16 protein-coding genes and 1 tRNA gene are annotated in these 17,744 nt (G+C 68.0%); 9 read left to right on the top strand and 8 right to left on the bottom strand.

The window, feature by feature from the left end; genetic code table 11:
* Positions 1-3: 3 nt before the first annotated feature.
* From cysS to TSO5_RS02475, 3 genes are all read right to left on the bottom strand, one after another.
* A complete protein-coding gene (gene cysS / locus TSO5_RS02465) occupies positions 4-1,383 on the bottom strand; it encodes a cysteine--tRNA ligase (RefSeq protein ID WP_109150087.1) in 1,380 nt (459 codons plus the stop codon).
* Between the two features lie 28 nt (positions 1,384-1,411).
* Positions 1,412-2,767, bottom strand: coding sequence for a glutamate--tRNA ligase (gene gltX, locus TSO5_RS02470; protein WP_109150088.1), 1,356 nt, complete (start codon positions 2,765-2,767; stop codon positions 1,412-1,414).
* 90 nt (positions 2,768-2,857) lie between these two features.
* On the bottom strand, positions 2,858-3,370 hold the full coding sequence (locus TSO5_RS02475; RefSeq protein ID WP_247870553.1) for a MarR family transcriptional regulator: 513 nt from the start codon (positions 3,368-3,370) through the stop codon (positions 2,858-2,860).
* A 294-nt stretch (positions 3,371-3,664) separates the two neighbouring features.
* Between TSO5_RS02475 and TSO5_RS02480 the strand changes: the two genes are divergently transcribed.
* The 4 genes from TSO5_RS02480 (at position 3,665) to TSO5_RS02495 (ending at position 6,398) form a co-directional block, all read left to right on the top strand.
* Positions 3,665-4,498 carry an alpha/beta hydrolase gene (locus TSO5_RS02480; protein WP_109150101.1) on the top strand — a complete coding sequence of 278 codons (834 nt, stop codon included), beginning with the start codon at positions 3,665-3,667 and terminating at the stop codon, positions 4,496-4,498.
* Positions 4,499-4,646: 148 nt separating this feature from the next.
* Complete coding sequence (gene elbB / locus TSO5_RS02485) at positions 4,647-5,315, top strand: isoprenoid biosynthesis glyoxalase ElbB (RefSeq protein ID WP_109075613.1); 669 nt, start codon at positions 4,647-4,649, stop codon at positions 5,313-5,315.
* A gap of 137 nt (positions 5,316-5,452) precedes the next feature.
* Complete coding sequence (locus TSO5_RS02490; protein WP_109075612.1) at positions 5,453-6,022, top strand: hypothetical protein; 570 nt, start codon at positions 5,453-5,455, stop codon at positions 6,020-6,022.
* 151 nt (positions 6,023-6,173) lie between these two features.
* Positions 6,174-6,398, top strand: coding sequence for a hypothetical protein (locus TSO5_RS02495; protein WP_109075611.1), 225 nt, complete (start codon positions 6,174-6,176; stop codon positions 6,396-6,398).
* 56 nt (positions 6,399-6,454) lie between these two features.
* Here TSO5_RS02495 and nadE read toward each other — a convergent pair whose 3' ends face one another.
* Positions 6,455-8,122 (bottom strand): NAD(+) synthase, encoded by a 1,668-nt coding sequence (nadE, locus tag TSO5_RS02500; RefSeq protein WP_109150089.1) that lies wholly within the window; start codon positions 8,120-8,122, stop codon positions 6,455-6,457.
* Between nadE and TSO5_RS32085 the strand changes: the two genes are divergently transcribed.
* The 3 genes from TSO5_RS32085 to TSO5_RS02510 all read left to right on the top strand — a co-directional run bounded on the left by TSO5_RS32085 (position 8,121) and on the right by TSO5_RS02510 (position 9,937).
* The gene (locus TSO5_RS32085; protein WP_146203659.1) at positions 8,121-8,330 is read left to right on the top strand and encodes a hypothetical protein; all 210 of its coding nucleotides are present in this window, start codon (positions 8,121-8,123) and stop codon (positions 8,328-8,330) included. The two genes, nadE and TSO5_RS32085, sit on opposite strands and share 2 nt — an antisense overlap.
* A 56-nt stretch (positions 8,331-8,386) precedes the next feature.
* Positions 8,387-9,373 carry a hypothetical protein gene (locus tag TSO5_RS02505; protein WP_109150090.1) on the top strand — a complete coding sequence of 329 codons (987 nt, stop codon included), beginning with the start codon at positions 8,387-8,389 and terminating at the stop codon, positions 9,371-9,373.
* Between the two features lie 153 nt (positions 9,374-9,526).
* On the top strand, positions 9,527-9,937 hold the full coding sequence (locus TSO5_RS02510; protein ID WP_247870554.1) for a nuclear transport factor 2 family protein: 411 nt from the start codon (positions 9,527-9,529) through the stop codon (positions 9,935-9,937).
* A gap of 13 nt (positions 9,938-9,950) precedes the next feature.
* Here the strand turns inward: TSO5_RS02510 and TSO5_RS02515 are convergent, their stop codons facing one another.
* The 3 genes from TSO5_RS02515 to TSO5_RS02525 all read right to left on the bottom strand — a co-directional run bounded on the left by TSO5_RS02515 (position 9,951) and on the right by TSO5_RS02525 (position 14,214).
* Positions 9,951-11,174 (bottom strand): serine hydrolase, encoded by a 1,224-nt coding sequence (locus TSO5_RS02515; protein ID WP_109150092.1) that lies wholly within the window; start codon positions 11,172-11,174, stop codon positions 9,951-9,953.
* 170 nt (positions 11,175-11,344) lie between these two features.
* Entirely contained in the window at positions 11,345-13,093 is a 1,749-nt protein-coding gene (locus TSO5_RS02520; protein WP_109150093.1) for a glycosyltransferase family 39 protein, read from the bottom strand.
* Entirely contained in the window at positions 13,090-14,214 is a 1,125-nt protein-coding gene (locus TSO5_RS02525; RefSeq protein ID WP_109150094.1) for a glycosyltransferase, read from the bottom strand. Before TSO5_RS02525 ends, TSO5_RS02520 begins: the two co-directional genes overlap by 4 nt.
* A gap of 413 nt (positions 14,215-14,627) precedes the next feature.
* On the opposite strand from TSO5_RS02525, the gene TSO5_RS02530 reads away from it, so the two are divergent.
* Positions 14,628-16,637, top strand: coding sequence for a methyl-accepting chemotaxis protein (locus tag TSO5_RS02530; protein ID WP_109150095.1), 2,010 nt, complete (start codon positions 14,628-14,630; stop codon positions 16,635-16,637).
* Positions 16,638-16,797: 160 nt separating this feature from the next.
* Positions 16,798-17,472 carry an elongation factor P hydroxylase gene (locus TSO5_RS02535; RefSeq protein ID WP_109150096.1) on the top strand — a complete coding sequence of 225 codons (675 nt, stop codon included), beginning with the start codon at positions 16,798-16,800 and terminating at the stop codon, positions 17,470-17,472.
* Positions 17,473-17,667: 195 nt separating this feature from the next.
* On the opposite strand, the gene TSO5_RS02540 is transcribed toward TSO5_RS02535, so the two are convergent.
* Positions 17,668-17,742, bottom strand: a tRNA-Gly gene (locus TSO5_RS02540).
* Positions 17,743-17,744 lie beyond the last annotated feature (2 nt).

Genomic DNA, 17,744 nt, shown 5'->3' on the forward strand with positions numbered 1-17,744 from the left:
ACCTCACCCACGCTTCCATGTCGTGCCCTGCGGACCGTCTTCCAGCACGATTCCCTTGTCGGCCAGTTCCTTGCGGATACGGTCGGCCTCGGCGAAGTTCTTCCCCGCGCGGGCGGCCTTGCGGTCGGCGATCAGCTGCTCGACGTCGGCATCGCTCAGCCCTTCGGCACCGCCGCCGGCCGGTGCCCAGCGGAACCACGCCTCCGGGTCCTGCTGCAACAGGCCGAGCTGCTGGCCGGCCGCCAGCAGGGCACCCTTGGCCGCAGCCTTCTCAGCGTCGCTCTTCGCCTTGTTCACCGCGGTTGCCAGCTCGTGCAGATGTGCGATGGCAAGCGGGCTGTTCAGGTCGTCCTCCAGCGCCGCCAGCACGTCGAAGGGCAGCTCGGCCGCCATCGGCACTGGTTCGCCACGCAAGGCCTGATACCAGCGGTCGAGCGCACCCTTGGCCTGCCGGATGCCCTCGCGGGTGAAGTCCAGCGGCTGGCGATAATGCGCGCTCAGCAGGGTCAGGCGGATCGCCTCGCCGGGGAACTCGTCCAGCAGGTCGTGAACGGTGAAGAAGTTGCCGAGCGACTTCGACATCTTCTCGCCTTCGACCGTCACGAAGCCGTTATGGACCCAGGTGCGGGCCAGCCGGTCGGTGCCATTGGCGCAGCAGCTCTGCGCGATCTCGTTCTCATGGTGCGGGAAGATGAGGTCCAGCCCGCCGCCATGGATGTCGAAGGTCACGCCCAGATGCTCCTTCGCCATGGCGGAGCATTCGATATGCCAGCCCGGACGGCCGCGGCCCCACGGGCTGTCCCAGCCGGGCTGGTCGGGCGCGCTGGGCTTCCACAGCACGAAGTCGGAGGTATCGCGCTTGTAGGGAGCCACCTCCACCCGCGCGCCGGCGATCATGTCATCCAACGACCGGCGGGACAGCTGGCCATAGCTGGGCATCGACGGCACCGAGAACAGCACATGCCCTTCCGCGGCATAGGCGTTGCCGCGTTCGATCAGCGTGGCGATCAGCGCGATCATCTGGCCGATATGCTGGGTCGCCCGCGGCTCGATGGTCGGGCGCAGGGCGTTCAGCGCGTCCATGTCGGCATGGAACAGGTCGGTGGTGCGCGCGGTCAGCGCGTCGATCGGCTCGCCGCTGTCCCGCGCGCGGTCGATGATCTTGTCGTCCACATCGGTGATGTTGCGGACATAGGTCACCGCCGGATAGAGCCGTGACAGCAGCCGGAACAGCAGGTCGAACACCACCACCGGCCGGGCGTTGCCGATGTGGGCGGTATCGTAGACGGTCGGACCACAGACATACATGCCGACATGGTCCGGGCGAAGCGGCTCGAAGCGCTCCTTACGGCGGGTCAGCGTGTTGTAGAGGTCCAACGGCACGGTCCGAACTCCTGAATAAATATGGGTGTCAGGCGGTTTCGCCGGCCAGTCGCCGGAGGCTGCGCGCCCGTCCGATCAGGGGTAGCAGGTTCTTCAATTCCGGTCCATGGTCGCGCCCGGTCAGCGCCCGGCGCAGAGGAAGGAAGAGATCCTTGCCCTTGCGCCCCGTCGCCCCCTTCACCGCAGCGGTCCAGGCGCCCCAGGTGCCGAGGTCCCACGGCTCGTCGGGCAGCAGCGCCGCCGCCTGGGCCAGGAAAGCGGCATCCTCCACCACCGGCGTCACCGGCGCATGGGTCACCGCCCACCAGTCGCGTGCGTCGCTCAGCCGCGCCAGATTGGGCCGCACCGCCTCCCAGAAGGCGGAGTCGGCGCCGGTCAGGCCGAGACCTTCCAGCCGGGAGGCCACCGCCTCGAAGGGCGTCAAGTGCAGGATGCGGGCGTTCAGCCGGCCCAGTTCGTCCGGATCGAACTTCGGCGTGCCGCGGGCGATCTTCGACAAGTCGAATTCCGCCACCAGCTCGTCGAGCGTCAACCGCGCCTCGATGGGATCGGAGGTGCCGAGCTTCGCCAACAGGCTGTTGACCGCCATCGGCTCGATGCCGTCCTCGTCGCGCAGGCTGCCGACCGACAGGCTGCCCAGCCGCTTCGACAGCCCCTGCCCGCCGGCATCGGTCAGCAGCGGCAGATGGGCGAAGGACGGCACCGCGGCACCCAGCGCCTCGCCCAGGGCTTCAAAGATCTGGATCTGCACCGCGGTGTTGGCGACATGGTCCTCGCCGCGGATGATGTGGGTGATGGCGAAATCGGCGTCGTCGACCACGCTGGTCAGGGTGTAGAGCGGCCGGCCATCCTCGCGGATCAGCACAGGGTCGCTCAGCGCCGTGCCCTCGAACCGCACCGGCCCGCGGACCAGATCGGTCCATTCCACCGGAGTCGGGTTCAGCTTGAAGCGCCAATGGGGCTTGCGCCCCTCCCCTTCCAGCCGCGCGCGATCCTCGTCGGTCAGGCGCAGGGCGGCGCGGTCGTAGATCGGGGGGCGGCCCTGCGACACCAGACTGGCGCGCTTGAGGTTCAGCTCCTCCGGCGTCTCGTAGCAGGGATAGAGCCGGCCGGCCGCCTTCAGCGCCGCAGCCGCCTCGTCATAGCGCGGATAGCGGTCGCTTTCGCGGGCGAAACGATCCCAGCTCAAGCCAAGCCACGTCAGATCGGCGGCGATGGCGTCGGCGAACTCCTGGGTGGAGCGTTCCTCGTCGGTGTCGTCCAGCCGGAACATGAAGCTGCCGCCGGTCTTGCGCGCGAACAGCCAGTTGACGAGCGCGAGGCGCACATTGCCGACATGGATGCGGCCGGTCGGGCTGGGGGCGAAACGGACGGCGGTGGACATGGCTGGACTCGGGTTGCGGACGGGACAGGCGGGCAGTCCTAGCACGGCCGGTGCGCCTTCCGAAAGCGGTCCGCACTCCCGGATGCAGGCTCAGGGGCGTTCCCCGGCGCCCGGCGCGGCAGGGTCGACCGGCGCCGCCTCGTCCCAATCGCCCAGCGCCCGGAGCAGCGACCGCACCTGACGGTTCAGCGAACCGATCTGCGCCAGATCCATCCCCGACCGCTCTACCAGCGTCCGGCTCAGGCAGGCGCTTTCATCCACCATCGCGCGGCCGGCATCGGTCAGCCAGACCTGAACCTGCCGTTCATCCATCCGGCTGCGCCGCCGTTCGACCAACCCCGCCTGCTCCAGCCGCTTCACCGGCGGCGTGACCGTGCTGGATTCCAGCGCCAGCCTTTCGGCGATCGCTCCGACGGTCGCGCCATCCGCCTCCCCCAGCACATTCAGGATGAGGTACTGCGGATATGTGATTCCCATGGCGTCCAGCATCGGCTTGTAGGTGCGGGTGATGGCCATGCTGGTCATATAGAGGGCGAAGCAGAGCTGGTCGTCCAACGGAACGCGGTACGGGACCGGGGGGGAATTTTCGGACGGTGCGGACAAGGGGCGTCCTCCTGACTGATCGGGTCCGGCATTCTTACCACCGGGATAGATATCGCGATAACGATTTGTCTGGACAAGCCCCAGCCTGAGGTGTAGGGATTTGCTTATCGCGATAAACGATATCGCAAAATCTTTCCCCGGGAGATCGACATGACCTCGTTGAAGACCGGCGCCTCGCGGCGCGGCATGCTGACTGCTGGCCTGGGCCTTTCCGCCACCGCCGCCGCCCTGCCCTTCGTCCAGACCGCCCAGGCGGCCCAATCGACCACGGCGTCCGCATCGGGCGCGAAGAGGATGGGCAGCGGCACGGTCACGGCAAAGGACGGCACGCAGATTTTCTACAAGGACTGGGGATCGGGTCAGCCGATCGTCTTCCATCATGGCTGGCCGCTGTCTTCGGACGACTGGGATGCCCAGATGCTGTATTTCGTGTCGCAGGGCTTCCGGGTCATCGCCCATGACCGGCGTGGTCATGGCCGGTCGACGCAGACCGCCACCGGCAACGACATGGACACCTACGCCGACGATGTCGCCACCCTGGCCGCCCATCTCGGCCTGAAGAACGCCATCCACATCGGTCATTCGACCGGCGGCGGCGAAGTGGCCCGCTATGTCGCGCGGCATGGCGGCAATGGGCGGGTGGCGAAAGCCGTGCTGATCGGAGCGGTGACGCCGATCATGCTGAAGACCGCGGCCAATCCCGGCGGCCTGCCGCTGGAGGTGTTCGACGGCTTCCGCGCCGCACTGGCCGCCAACCGCGCGCAGTTCTTCCGCGACATCCCCTCCGGCCCCTTCTATGGCTTCAACCGTGACGGCGCGAAGGTTTCGCAGGGTTTGATCGACAATTGGTGGCGGCAGGGCATGATGGGCGGAGCCAAGGCTCACTATGATTGCATCAAGGCATTCTCCGAAACCGACTTCACCGAGGATCTGAAGAAGATCGACATTCCGGTCCTGGTGATGCACGGCGACGATGACCAGATCGTGCCCGTCGCCGATTCCGCCCTGCTGGCGGTCAAGCTGCTGCGGAAAGGGACATTGAAGGTCTATCCGGGCCTCCCGCACGGCATGGCCTCCACCCACGCCGACATCATCAACCGGGATCTGCTGGCGTTCATCAAGGGCTGATGCCGTCCCGCGAAAGCTCCGGACAGCGTTCGGAGCTTTCGCCGGCTCCCGGCTCCGGCTCCTGGCCCCGGCTGCCCGAAGGGAGCGTTAGGTGAAGGCAAGACTCCTGGGGTAGCGTGGCGGCAAAGCCAACCCCCGGAGAGTTTCCATGGCAGAGAAAAGCTTGCGCATCGGCGTCGTGCTGTCGGGCTGCGGCGTGTATGACGGTGCGGAAATCCACGAGGCGGTCTGCACCCTGCTGGCCATCGCCAAAATGGGCGCGGTTGCGGTGTGCTACGCCCCCGACATTCCGCAGGCCCATGTCGTCAACCACCTGACCGGCCAGGAGACCGGTGAGAGCCGCAATGTGCTGGTCGAATCGGCCCGTATCGCCCGCGGCAAGATCACCGCGCTCAGCGAGTTCTCGGCCGGCGACGTCGATGCGCTGATTTTCCCCGGCGGTTTCGGCGCCGCCAAGAATCTCAGCGACTTCGCCTTCAAGGGCGCCGACTGCTCGGTCAACCCGCAGGTGGTGGCCGCGGTCGCCGCCATGCGCGCGGCCGGCAAGCCGATCGGCGCGCTGTGCATCGCGCCGGCCATCCTCGCCAAGATCCTGGGCCAGCAGAGCGTCGAACTGACCATCGGCAGCGATCCCGGCACCGCCGCCGCGCTGGAGTCGATGGGCGCCGTCCACCGCACCACCAGCCATGGCGAGGTCGTGGTCGACCGCGGCCTGAAGGTCGTCACCTCGCCCTGCTACATGCTGGACGCCAATCTTGCCCAGATCGCCGAGGGCGCTGAGAATACTGTCAAGGCTCTGGTCGATCTGGTGAAGTGACCAAGTGAAAATGGTGGACGAAGGGGGTAGCGATACCTCCTTTGTCACCAGCAATGTCACAAAGCTGAGCAATAATTCATTAACCGCCTTCCCACACCCTTTGCCTCAGCTTCTTTTCTATCAGGCGAGGGTTGACGATGACCTGCATTGTGGGATTGGTGGACGGCGACCGGGTGTGGATGGGTGGTGACAGCGCCGGAGTGAACGGCCTGGACATCACGGTGCGCGCCGACACCAAGGTGTTCCGCAATGGCGACAGCCTGATCGGCTTCACCAGTTCCTTCCGCATGGGCCAGCTGCTGCATTACCGGCTGGAGGTTCCGCCGCGTGAGCACGACGCCGACCTGTTCCGCTATATGGTCGTGGACTTCGTCGATGCGGTGCGCAACTGCCTGAAGGATGGCGGTTACGCCCACCGCTCCAACGATGTGGAGACCGGCGGCACCTTCATGGTCGGGCTGGAAGGCCGGCTGTTCACCGTGCAGTCCGACTATCAGGTCGGGGAGGCGGTGCGCGGCTACCACGCCATCGGCTGCGGGTCGGACTATGCGCTGGGTTCGCTGGCGTCCACCATCGGCCAGCCGCCGGAAGAGCGCGTGCTGAAGGCCCTGGAATGCGCCGAACTGTTCAACGGCGGCGTCCGCGCCCCCTTCACCATTCAGTCCAGCCTGCGCCGTCCGCAATTGGCGCTGACCGAAGCGGCGTGAACTCCCCTGGCCTTCGCCCCCAAACCTTCGACCAAAGTCGAAAGCAGCGGCCAAGGCTGGGCTCTGGTCATCCAAAGCATCGTGGCGTATGAACCCGTGTCCTGCTGCAGTGCGGGACAGGGAATAACCACAAAAAACTTGGGTGATAGAGATGACGGACCAAGCGGTTACCGCCGATGCTTATCTCGGTGAAGACGAGAACCCGGCTGGGTTGCTGAGCAATTGGGGAAATTCGCCCCTCTTCGTCTTTCCGGCGATGCTGCTGATTTTCATCATGCCGCTGGCAATCATCTTCCATCCGACCTGGGTGGTGCTGCCGGCCGTGCTGTGGACCTTCGGCATGATCGCCACGATCATCAAGCTGACGCGCGGCTGAAGCCGGCGCGGATGCGAAGGGGGGAAGGGGGACTGCTCCCCCTTCCCCCCCCCGCACTACATCAAGTCGATGAAGCCGCCGGCAATCGGAAAGCGACGCAGCCGCGCGACCGACCGGCGGGAAATCCGCGGCCCCGGCGGAGCCCTGCGGCGCCCCGCTTCCGCCTGCACCACCAGCCGCCAGACCGTCTCCACCGTCTCCGCCGCATGGCCACGCCCGGCAAGGTCGGCCGGCGACAGCCCGCCGTCGAGCAGGCCGGCCAGCAGATCGTCCAGCGCCTCCACCGGCGGCAGTCCGGCCGGAGTTTCGGCCTTCAGCCGGCGCGCCAGCACCCGTTCCGGAACCACCCGCCCCGCCGGGCCGCGCGATCCCGCCGGCTGGTTGGCATTGCGCCAGCGCGCCAGTTCCAGAACCGCGGTCTTCGGCATGTCGGACAGCACTGCATAGCCGCAGCCCGCCTCATCCATCGCAAGGCCGAGAAGCCGGTCAGTCCGGTCCGCGGTCGACAGCAGCAGGGCGCCCATCCGCTCCGCCAACACCGCCAGGGTCGCGCCCCGCAGGCGGGCATGCAGCCGGTCGGCCGCCGCGGCCGACTCGCGCCCGGCAAAGGCCGGGGCCAGCAGCGAGTCGGCGGCTTTGAGCACCGGTGCCAGCGCGACATTGTCCAGGCGGCAGCCCAGCAACTCGACGATCTCCGCCGTATCGGCCAAGCTATCGGCCAGGCCATCGGCCGAGGCCCCTGCCTCGCCGGCCGGCAGCGGAGCCCGCACGGCGAGTACCCGCTCCGGCCCCAGCGCGTCGACCGCCAGCGCCGCGACCAGCGCCGAGTCCAGCCCGCCGGTCAGCCCGACCACCACGCCCGGCGCGCCGCTTTTCGTTACGGCATCGTGCAGGCCCAGCATCAGCGCCGTGTAAAGCGCCTCCGTCCCCTCGGCCGGAGCAATCGTTTCGGCCTCGGAACTGTCCCAGCCGTCGTCGGCTCCGCGTTCCCACCGGGTCAGCAGCAGATGTTCGGCGAACAGCGGAGCCTGGGCGACCAGCCGGCCACCTGGGGCGAGCGCGAAGCTGCCGCCATCGAACACCCGCTCCTCCTGCCCCCCGACGAGATTCACCGCAACGAGAGGCAATCCGCCTTCCACCACCCGCGCGACGGCGGCCTGCACCCGTTCATCGGCGCGGCCAGGGGCGAAGGGGCCGGCCAGCATCGCGACCAGAAGTTCGGCCCCGCTCTCCGCCAGGGTCTCCGCCACGTCGCCGGTCACCAGATCGCCGCCGATCAGCAAGCCGATCCGCACCCCGCGGATATTGATCGGGCCGGGCATCGGACCGCTATCGAAACGGTCCTCCTCCGGTGCACCGATCTCGCCCGCATCCGTTACGGCCTGGAAACGAACGGCGGCGAGCTTGCCGCCGTCCAGCAGCAAAGCGGCATTGTGACGCCCCTTGCCCTCCCGCCAGGGGGCGGCGACCAGCAGGGCGGGGCCGCCGTCGGCGGTGACGTCCGCCAGCACCCGCACCGTCTCCTCCACCGCGTCGAGGAAGGCGGGAAGCGCCGCCAAGTCGAGAAGCGGGGCGCCGGACAACGCGCCGGCGGGACAGATGACGAGGTCGGCGCCGCGGGCCGCGGCCTGCGCCCGCGCGGCACGGATCAGGCCGGCATTCGCAGTGAGGTCGCCCGCGGTCGGGTTGATCTGGGCGAGCGCGATGGACAGGCGATCGGTCATGATGGTCGGCTTCCTTCTGGCGGGTCCTTTTCCGGCAAGGGTAGCAGCGCCTCACCTGCGGCGAAAGCCGCCGCTCGTCGCAGATCATCACGCAGGCGGAACAAATGGCGGTAAGACATGGGATGAAGTTCCACAGTCGCGATCAATTAGTAAGGTAACGAATTTATTTCAATTATTGAAAGAAAATCGCGAAATTAAGAAATGGTAAAGGTTGCCGGCGCCATGCTTCCTCTTGCGCACAAACAACGCGATGCGGGGGCATCCATGTACTACGCGGAGCTCAGCGGCCCGAACGGCAAACCGTCGGTGCTGTCCACGGCTGTGCAGAACGGTTCGTCAAAGACGGCTGGCACGGCGAAGGACGGGCTGGCCAAATCGGACGCGAAACCGGTGGACGGCGACAAGAAGACACAGTCGCCGGCCTACACCATCAGCCAGTCGATGGAATCGCTGCTGGACAGCATGACCGGCAAAGGCGGCGCCCAGGCGGCGGGGGGCGGCGGCGGCGGGCTGGCCTCGGCCAACAGCGGCGTGGATCGCGCCAAGCAGGCGCAATCGCTGATGCAGTCGGCGCTGGACCACGGCAAGGGTCTGGCCGGCATGTTCGGCAAGGGCATCGACGCGCTGAAGCAGGGGCTGGGCGATACGCTGAGCGCCCTGGGCGTTCCGCAGAACCGCATCGACGATGCCGTGAAGGGGTTCGGCGACGGCCTGAAGTCCAAGCTCGACGGCATGAACCTCAGCGATGTGTCGGTGGACATGCAGGCCACCCAGTCGCAATGGTCGATCGAGTCGCACGGGATCGACCTGGAAATCCAGGACGGCGATCGCAGCGTCAAGATTTCCTTCGCGAAATCGACCCTGGACTTCCGCCGCGACGACCAACGTCTGCAGGCGTCGCTGGGCAAGGGCGGTGACATGGCGCTGAGCGCCACCGGCATGACCACCACCGCCACCGGCAAATCCACCGGCATGATCGTCCGCTCCGAAGGTTTCAGCGAGGATGAGATCAAGGACATCCTCGGCAAGCTGAACGACATGGCCGCCAAGAGCGGCGGCGGCGATGGGATGAAGGGGCTGGCGGTGCTGAAACCGACCACGTCGAAGGACGGCGTCACCCACCTGACCCTCGACCTGTCCACGCCGATTGCAGGGCTGTCGACCGGGAAGGGCGGCTCGGCGGACGGTGCGGCGACCGCTGCAACGGCCGGCACGTCCGCAAAGCCGCAGGGCGTCAACCTGACCGCCTGATCCGGTTTTCAGCGTTTATTGTCACAGCACCGGCCCGGAACCGTCCGGACCGGTGCTTGCCCATGCGGGATGGCTTCTTTACAAGCGGTCGCGGTGGCGGCCCCAGGGCCGTGCACTGTCCGTCCTCCCGGAACCATCGCCCGGATGAACGCCATGACCGACCGCGACACACTGCTGGCCCTGAACCAAGCCTTCTACCGGGCCTTCACCAATCGCGACTCCGCCGCGATGGAAGCCCTGTGGGCGGAAACGCTGCCCGTCTCCTGCATCCATCCCGGCTGGACCGCCCTGTTCGGGCGCGACGCCGTGCTGACCAGCTGGCGGGACGTGCTGCGCACGCCCAGCGGCATCGTCGTCGAGGCGCGGAACGAGCGCGTGACCCTGCATGGCGACACCGCCCTGGTGGTCTGCGAGGAAACGCTGGGCGACGCCGTGCTGGCCGCCACCAACCTGTTCGCCCGCGAAAAGGGCAGCTGGCGCCTTGCCCATCATCAGGCCGGCCCCATTGCCCACGCCCGCGCCGACGTCGAGATTCCGGCCAAGCCGCCGCGCCGCCTGCACTGATCGATTTCGGCCCTCAGGGCAGGCTCGCCACCTCCGGCCGCGCTTCCAGGCGGCGGACGAGGTCGATGACCACATGGTCGGCGGTGACCTGATCGGGGTCGCTGTTGGTCAGCGCCACGACGCCCCAGCGGTGCGCCTTCGAGAAGGCGATATAGGCATTGAAGCCGCCGGTGGAGCCGGAATGCCAATGGATCGGCGTGCCGTCCGTGGCCCAGGCGACGAACCAGCCGAGCGCCATCGCCCCGCTTCCCAGGCTTCCCGGCTCGGCCAGCGACCGGCCGTCCACCTGCACCGACTGCGCCAGCGCCAGGGTGGCCGCCACCGGCGGGGCACAGCCATGGCCGTCCGGCCCGGCAGCCGCACCCGCCGGGCAGTCACCGAGATTGGCGGACAGCCAGCGCAGCAGATCGTCGGCCGAGGAGTAGAGGCCGAAGGCGGGCAGCATCGCCGGCGCCTCCCAATCCGGAACGACCCGGCCGCGGGCATGGCCGACGGCCTTGCGCGCCCGCTGCTCGGCGGTCGGATGCAGGGTGGTGTCGCGCATCCCGAAACGGTCGGTCACCACCCGCTTCAGCAGGGTCTCGTAAGGCTGGCCGGCCGCCGCCGACAGCGCCTCCCCCAGAACCGACATGCCGGCATTGGAATAGCTGAAGCGCACACCCGGCGGCACCGGCAGGTGATAGCCGGACAGCCAAAGCGCCAGTTCGCCGCGCGACAGCGGCTTGTAGGGATTGCGGGGGTCCTCCAGCCGGCTCCACGAGAAACGCGGAGTTTCCGGCACGTTGGGCAGACCGGCCGTGTGGGTGGCGAGGTCGCGCAGCCGGATCGGCCGGCCCTCATACTCCGGCACATGGGCGACCGGCACCGGGCCGACGCGGCGCAGATGGTGCTGCAGCGGATCGGCGGGATCGACCCGGCCCTCCCGCATCAGCTCCGCCATGATGGTGCCGGTGAAGGGCTTGGTCAGAGAGGCGATCTGGAACAGGGTGCGCCCATCGGGCGGCCCACCGTCCGGGCGGCCGGCATCGCCGCGCCCGATCACCAGCGTCCGGCCGTCGCGGATCACGCCGACAACCAGACTGCCGTCACCGGCCGGCGGCCGGCGGTCCTCCACCGCGCGGGTCAGGTCGTCCACCAACCGGTCGGAAATCCGGTCCAGGCCGATGGCCCCGGTCGGGCCGAGCGGAACGCTCCACAGCAGCAGACACAAAACGCCCCAGAGCAGCCTGCGCCGCATCCCCGCCTCCGCCCGGCCTCAATCGAGAGTACGGAGAGAGTGGGCGGACGTACGGCAGGCGGACAGGTCCGCGAAGGGCGATGCGGCGAAAGACGGGGCGGGAGCCGCCGGGGTACTCCCCAACCGCCCCGCCACCGCCCAACCGGTCGGGCTTGGCAGAGCGGGGATGGTTATTCGGTGGGAATGTCGGCCCTGGGCGGGCGGCGGTCCTTGACGATGGACAGCGGAACGTCGTCGGCCGCGATCTCCAGGATCGGATGGCCGTCCAGCAGCGACGGACAGCGCTTCACCTGGGTGAAGGCCAGGAAGAAGTCGGCCTTGCGCCAGTCCGGCTCGATCCCGTTCACCAGACGCAGCCAGGGCGGCAGTTCGAACCGCACCGCCAGCGTGTTGCCGCAGACGGTCAGCGTGTACTGGCGCGGTGGCGCGTGGCCGTCATTCTCGCGCTCGACATACTCGATCAGTTCCTGCAGCGCCTCGTGCAGCGAGTTGCCCCAGTAGTCCAGCTCGAACTTGCCGTCGGCGCCCCGTACGCCTCCGACGAACTGGTTGTAGTACACGTACTGGTTCGGGTGCATGGCGCCCAGCTGCCACGCGTACACCACGCCGACCACGGTCATCGCCGCGGCGAAGGTCTGCCCAAGCGCCCGGCCGCCGCGCTGGCACAGGCTCCACAGCCGGTCGGCGGCGATGGCGGCCATGACGACCATGGGCGGGGCCAGGAACAGGAAATGGCGGATGCCGTTGTAGACCGACGGCCGCATCAGCACGAACAGCAGGATCGGCAGGAAGCCCGCCAGAACCAGCGGCGTGTAGCGGACGACCGTGAAGGCGCCGGTCCGTCGCCAGCCGCCGCGCGCCAGCCAGACCGCCGCCATCACCACCGCCACCCCGACGCCGATCACCACCGCCTCCGGCAGCTTCACCGCCAGATAGACCGGCAGGTACAGCGCGGGCGGCGCGTTGGAATGGACCAGCTCGCCCATGAACAGCGTCTGGATGTCGATGGGGAAATGGGAGACGACGCGCAGGGCCTCCAGCGGGTTGCGGAACGGCCGCTGCACCACCCAGGGCCAGAACACCGCCATGATGACATAGGCGACGGGAATTGCCGGCCACAGCGACAGGAAGGCGCGCCGCGCATCGACCAGCGCCCAGCGCCGGCCCTCCTGCTGCGTCACCAGCGCGAAATGCAAAGCCATGGCGACCGCCAGATAGAATCCGGCCAACACCGCGCCGACACGGATCGCCAGCGTCAGGCCCAGCACCAGCCCGAACTTCAGCACCGCACTGCGGCTCGGCCGCGGCATCTGCTTCAGGATGCGGGTGGCGAAATAGAGCGTCCACACCATGCCGGCCGCGAAGGGCACGTCCTTGGTGTTGTTGAACATGGCGCCGTAATAGACACCGCTCAGCGACAGCAGAGCCGCGGCGATGAAGCCGGCGCGCGGACCGGCCAGCAGCCGGGTGTAGCGCCAAGTGCCGGCGATGCCCAGCACGCCGACCAGCGCGCAGAGCAGGTGCCGCGTCTCATACTCCTCGAAGGGAGAGAAGGGCACGATCACGGCGGTGACGAGGTCGAAAAGCCCGCCGTAATAGGCCAGATCCTTGAAATGGAAGGCCGACCGGTCCTGGAAGCCGCTGAGATAGTAGGACAGCAGCTTCTTGCCGTAGATGTGCTGCACCTCCTCGTCCGTGCTGATGCCGTAGCTGAGGAAGGTCAGTGCCGCGAGGATCAGCAGGCCGAGCAGAAGCGCACGCGACAGCCCGTCCCACAGGGCCGCCTCGCCGCGCGGCAGCACGACGCCGGCGGCGCCGTTGGTGGACGGCGCGGCCGTCGCCACGCCGGGGCGGCGGGTGGAGGAGGCGGTGCCGCCAACGGCATCCCCGTCGCCGTGCAGGCCGGTCTCGACGCTCATCGGCGCGGCTCCCGTCCCACCGTTCCGCCGACGGGATCGAACTCATGCTCATCCCGGCCATCCGCCGGGCCGAAGCCGTGGGCCGATCGCACGATGAACAGCGGTCGCCCCTTCACCTCGGCGAAGACACGGCCGAGATAGTCGCCGATGATGCCCAGCGTGATCAGCTGGATGCCGCCCAAAAACAGCACCGCGACCAGCAGCGATTCATAGCCCGGCACGTCGATGCCGTGGACCAGCGTGCGGATCAGGCGGATCAGGATATAGACGAAGGCGACGCCCGACACCGCCATCCCGACCAGGCTCCACACCCGCAGGGGGAAGGTGGAGAAGGCGGTCAGCCCGTCGAAGGACAGGCGCAGCAGCTTGACGAAGCCCCATTTGGTGTCGCCGCCGGCGCGCTCCCCCTGTTCATAGGGGATCGCGGCCTGACGGAAGCCGACCCAGGCGAAGATGCCCTTCATGAAGCGCGTGCGCTCCGGCATCCGGTTGATGACCTCGACGACACGGCGGTCCATCAGGCGGAAATCGCCGACCTCGCGCGGCAGCTTGATCTCCGACAGATGGTCGAAGACCCAGTAGAACAGGCGGGCGAACAGCCGGTGTTTCAGGCTCTGGCCGACGCGGGCATGGCGCACCGCCACCACCACGTCGAACCCCTCGCGCCATTTGGCGATGAAGGATGGCAGCAGTTCCGGCGGATGCTGCAGGTCGGCGTCCATCGGCACCACGGCGTCGCCGGTGGTGTGGCTCAGGCCGGCGGACAGCGCCAGTTCCTTGCCGAAATTGCGCGACAGATCAACCACCTTCACCCGCGCTTCGCGGTCATGGACGTCCAGCAGCCGGTCGATGGTGTCGTCGCGGCTGCCGTCGTTGACACAGACCACCTCCCAATCCATGTCCAGCCCGTCCAGCACCGGGACCAGCCGGGCGAACAGGGCCTCGATGTTCGGCCCCTCGTTGTAGAAGGGGATGACGACCGACAGGCAGCCGCGTCGCGGGCGCCCCGACCTGTTCGCGGGAGGCCGGTTCGCCGATGGAACGACCTCGCCCTCAGGGCGGACGGGAGCGGTGCGGACCTCCGGGGAGGCCGCGGAAAGGGGCGCGTCGGGAATGGACATGGCCAGCCGTCGGGTCAAAGCGTCAGGGACCGGGAGATGAAGGGATCGGCGACGACCCCGGTCGGCCGCTGCGCCCTTCGGCATATATCACGATACGGGGAGATGTTCAAAATGCCTCTCCTGTGACCGCCACGGCACAAAAAATGGCCTGTCCGCCCGTGAAAGCGTCCGGGCGCCGGCCAGCCGCGGTCCGACGAAACAGGCAAACATCCGCCGTTGCCGTTTATTCCACTGCGGCGGAACGACCGCTTTCCCCTACGTCATCCATGGGTCTCTCCGGTTACCGGCTCACACAACCGCACCATAACGGCGTCTGTGGCACGCTTTCTGAAACAGGTCGCAATGCCTGACCTTTTCGGGTCGTCCCCGAACAAGCGTTGGGCAACGTCCCTGTGCCGACGGAGGTCTCGACCATGAGCCTTTTCAATCGCTTTTCCGTAGGAAGCAAGATCACCGCGGCCAGCGCCGGCATCCTGGTGTTCCTGGTGCTGATCGGCGGTATCGGCATTGCGGCCCTGTCGGAGGCCGGCGGCGCCGTGGACACCTACCGGCGGCTCGGTCAGCAGACCAACGAGCTGGGACGCATCCAGGCCCTGATGCTGGAGATGCGCCAGCAGGCTACCCGCTTCCTGCTGACCGGCGATGCGGAGGTCGGCGCCACTGTCCGCCGCACCGCGGAGGAGGCGGCACAGACCATCAACAAGGCCCGCGCCCTGTTCACCGACCCCGCCCTGCTGCAGACCGCCGACCATATGGCGCAGGAGATCGCCCAGTATAGGGAGGCCTTCTCCGCCACCATGGATTTCCAGGACCAGCGCAGCAAGGCCATTGCGGATCTGGACGAGATCGGGCCGCGGCTGGAAACCGCGCTGGACGGCATCATGGACAGCGCCAGCGCGGCGGGCGACACCGATGCCGCCTATCTGGCGGGCATGGCGCTGCGCCACATGCTGGCGGCCCGCATCTCTGCGACGCGCTACAATGTCGACGGCTCTCCGGCGCTGGCCAGCCAGACCCGGTCTCAGTTCACTGATGCCGCCAGCCGCGGCGGCGCGATGATGGCGAAGCTGACCGATCTGGACCGCCGCAAAATGGCGATGTCCTACACCGCCATGCTGCGCGTCTACATCAGCGGCTTCAATACCGTGGTGAAGGCCACGACCGAGCGCGACCGGCTGGTCAACGAGGTGCTGACCCCCGTCGGCGATTCCATCGCCAAAGAGGCGGAACAGCTGACGGAAGCCAGCGTCGGCCACCAGAAGGAGCTAGGCATGGCGACCGGCGCCTTCCTCGACAAGGCGCGCGGCGGGATGGTGCTTGCCTCGCTGATTGCCGTGGTCCTCGGGCTAGCGACGGCGCTGCTGATCGGCCGTGGCCTGTCGCGGCCGGTGGTGGCAATGACCGACCGCATGACCCGGCTGGCCGGCGGCGACCGCAGCGTCGACATCCCCGGCCTGGACCGCGCCGACGAGATCGGCGGCATGGCGACGGCCCTGCAGGTGTTCAAGGACAGTCTGATCGAGAGCGACCGGCTGGCCGAAGCCCAGCGCGCCGACCATGCGGCGCAACGTGGCCGCGGCGAACGCATCGACCGGCTGACCCAGGAGTTCGACCGGCTGGTGCTGGCGGCGCTGGGCCGGGTGTCGGCGGCGGCGACTCAGCTGCAGGCGACCGCCCAGACCATGTCGGCCACCGCGGAGCAGACCACCCGGCAGGCCGATGCGGTCGCCAGCGCATCCAATGAAGCGACCGGCAATGTGGAGACGGTGGCCGCCGCGACGGAGGAACTGACCGCCTCCATCGCCGAGATCGGCCGGCAGGTGGCGGAGAGCACCCGCATCGCCGGACAGGCGGTCGCCACCGCCGAGAAGACCGACGGCACCGTCCGCGGTCTGGTCGATGCCGCCCAGCGCATCGGCGAGGTGGTGCAGTTGATCACCGACATCGCCAGCCAGACCAACCTTCTCGCGCTGAACGCCACCATCGAGGCGGCGCGCGCCGGCGAGGCGGGCAAGGGCTTCGCCGTGGTGGCATCGGAGGTCAAGAACCTCGCCAGCCAGACGGCCAAGGCGACGGAGGAGATCGGCAGCCAGATCGCCGGGATTCAGGAGATCAGCCGGCAGGCCGCCGGCGCCATCGCCGAAATCGGCCGGGTGATCGCGGAGATCAGCCATATCTCCACCACCATCGCCGCCGCGGTGGAGGAACAGGGCACAGCCACCAAGGAGATCAGCCGCAACGTCCAGCAGGCGGCGCGCGGCACGCAGCAGGTGTCCGGCAACATCGCCGGCGTGTCGGAAGCCGCCGCCTCCACCGGCGACGCCTCGCGCGAAGTGCTGACCGCCGCCGACGGGCTGAATCACGAGGCAACCGACCTGCGCGGCTTCGTGTCGCGCTTCCTTGCCGAAATGCGCGCCGCGTAAGAAACGGTACCGATCTTCAGCGCTGCGGTGACAGTTATGGCGCCGGCAGGGCCCGAATGGACCGGGGCTTGCCGGCGCCCTTCTTCTGGCGGACAGCCCTGCTCCTTTGTCCGGTTACTTTCCCCTTGCGCCACGCTGCCCCCTTGGGCACATAGGCGCGATGATCCTGACCCCCATCGCCATCGACGACATGCCGAAGGCCATCGCCGCCTTCGACACCCATCTGGACGGCCATGCCCAAGCGCAGGCCGCCTTCCGCCGGATCGCCGCGACCTGGCCCGTACGGCCGGCGGACGAGCCGGGCGGCGGTGTCGATACGCCGGCCCACCGGGCCGACGCGGTGCGGCTGGCCCATGCCCACGGCATCGATACGCTGGACGAACCGCCCAGCCGCTCCTTCATGTGGGACGGCAAGGTGATCCGCACCGATGTCGAGGCGACGGTGATCGTGCATGAGGTGGCGCACTGGCTGTGCGCTGCGCCGGAGCGGCGGACGCTGATCGACTACGGCCTCGGCCCTGGCCCGGAGACCACCGCCCGCAAGGAAGCACGCGCCGACAAGCGCCTGTGCTTCGAGGACTGCATGCATGAGGAGCAGCAGACCTCCCTGCTCGGCGTGCTGTGGGAGGTCGAACTGGGCCAGCCGGGAATCCTGGCCTTCCTGGAACAGAACTGGATGGAGCATTGGGAGCGGCCGAGCACCGCCGCCTTCTTCATCCGTCACGCCGAGGAGTTGTTCACCCGCGGCCTGATCGACGCCGACGGCCGCCCGACGACCGCGCGCGACTGGGCGGATGCCCGGCAGGGCGCCCGGGTGCTTTCCCCCCAGCATTAGAAATCCATGCAGTGACCGCGTGCCGTCCGTCCGGGCCTCGGCTCACGGACGGCACCGTCGCGCCCGGGATGAGGTGCAGTCCGGAGAGCGGACTGTCAAAGCGCACTCTAGTCACTGAGCAGAAATGCGAAAGGCCGGCACCCGAAGGTCCGGCCTTTTGAGATCGCATGCTCCGGTGCAAAGACCGGATAAAACTGGAGCGGGCGAAGGGATTCGAACCCTCGACCCCAACCTTGGCAAGGTTGTGCTCTACCCCTGAGCTACGCCCGCGC

Source organism: Azospirillum sp. TSO5, assembly GCF_003116065.1.
Taxonomy (GTDB): Bacteria; Pseudomonadota; Alphaproteobacteria; order Azospirillales; family Azospirillaceae; genus Azospirillum.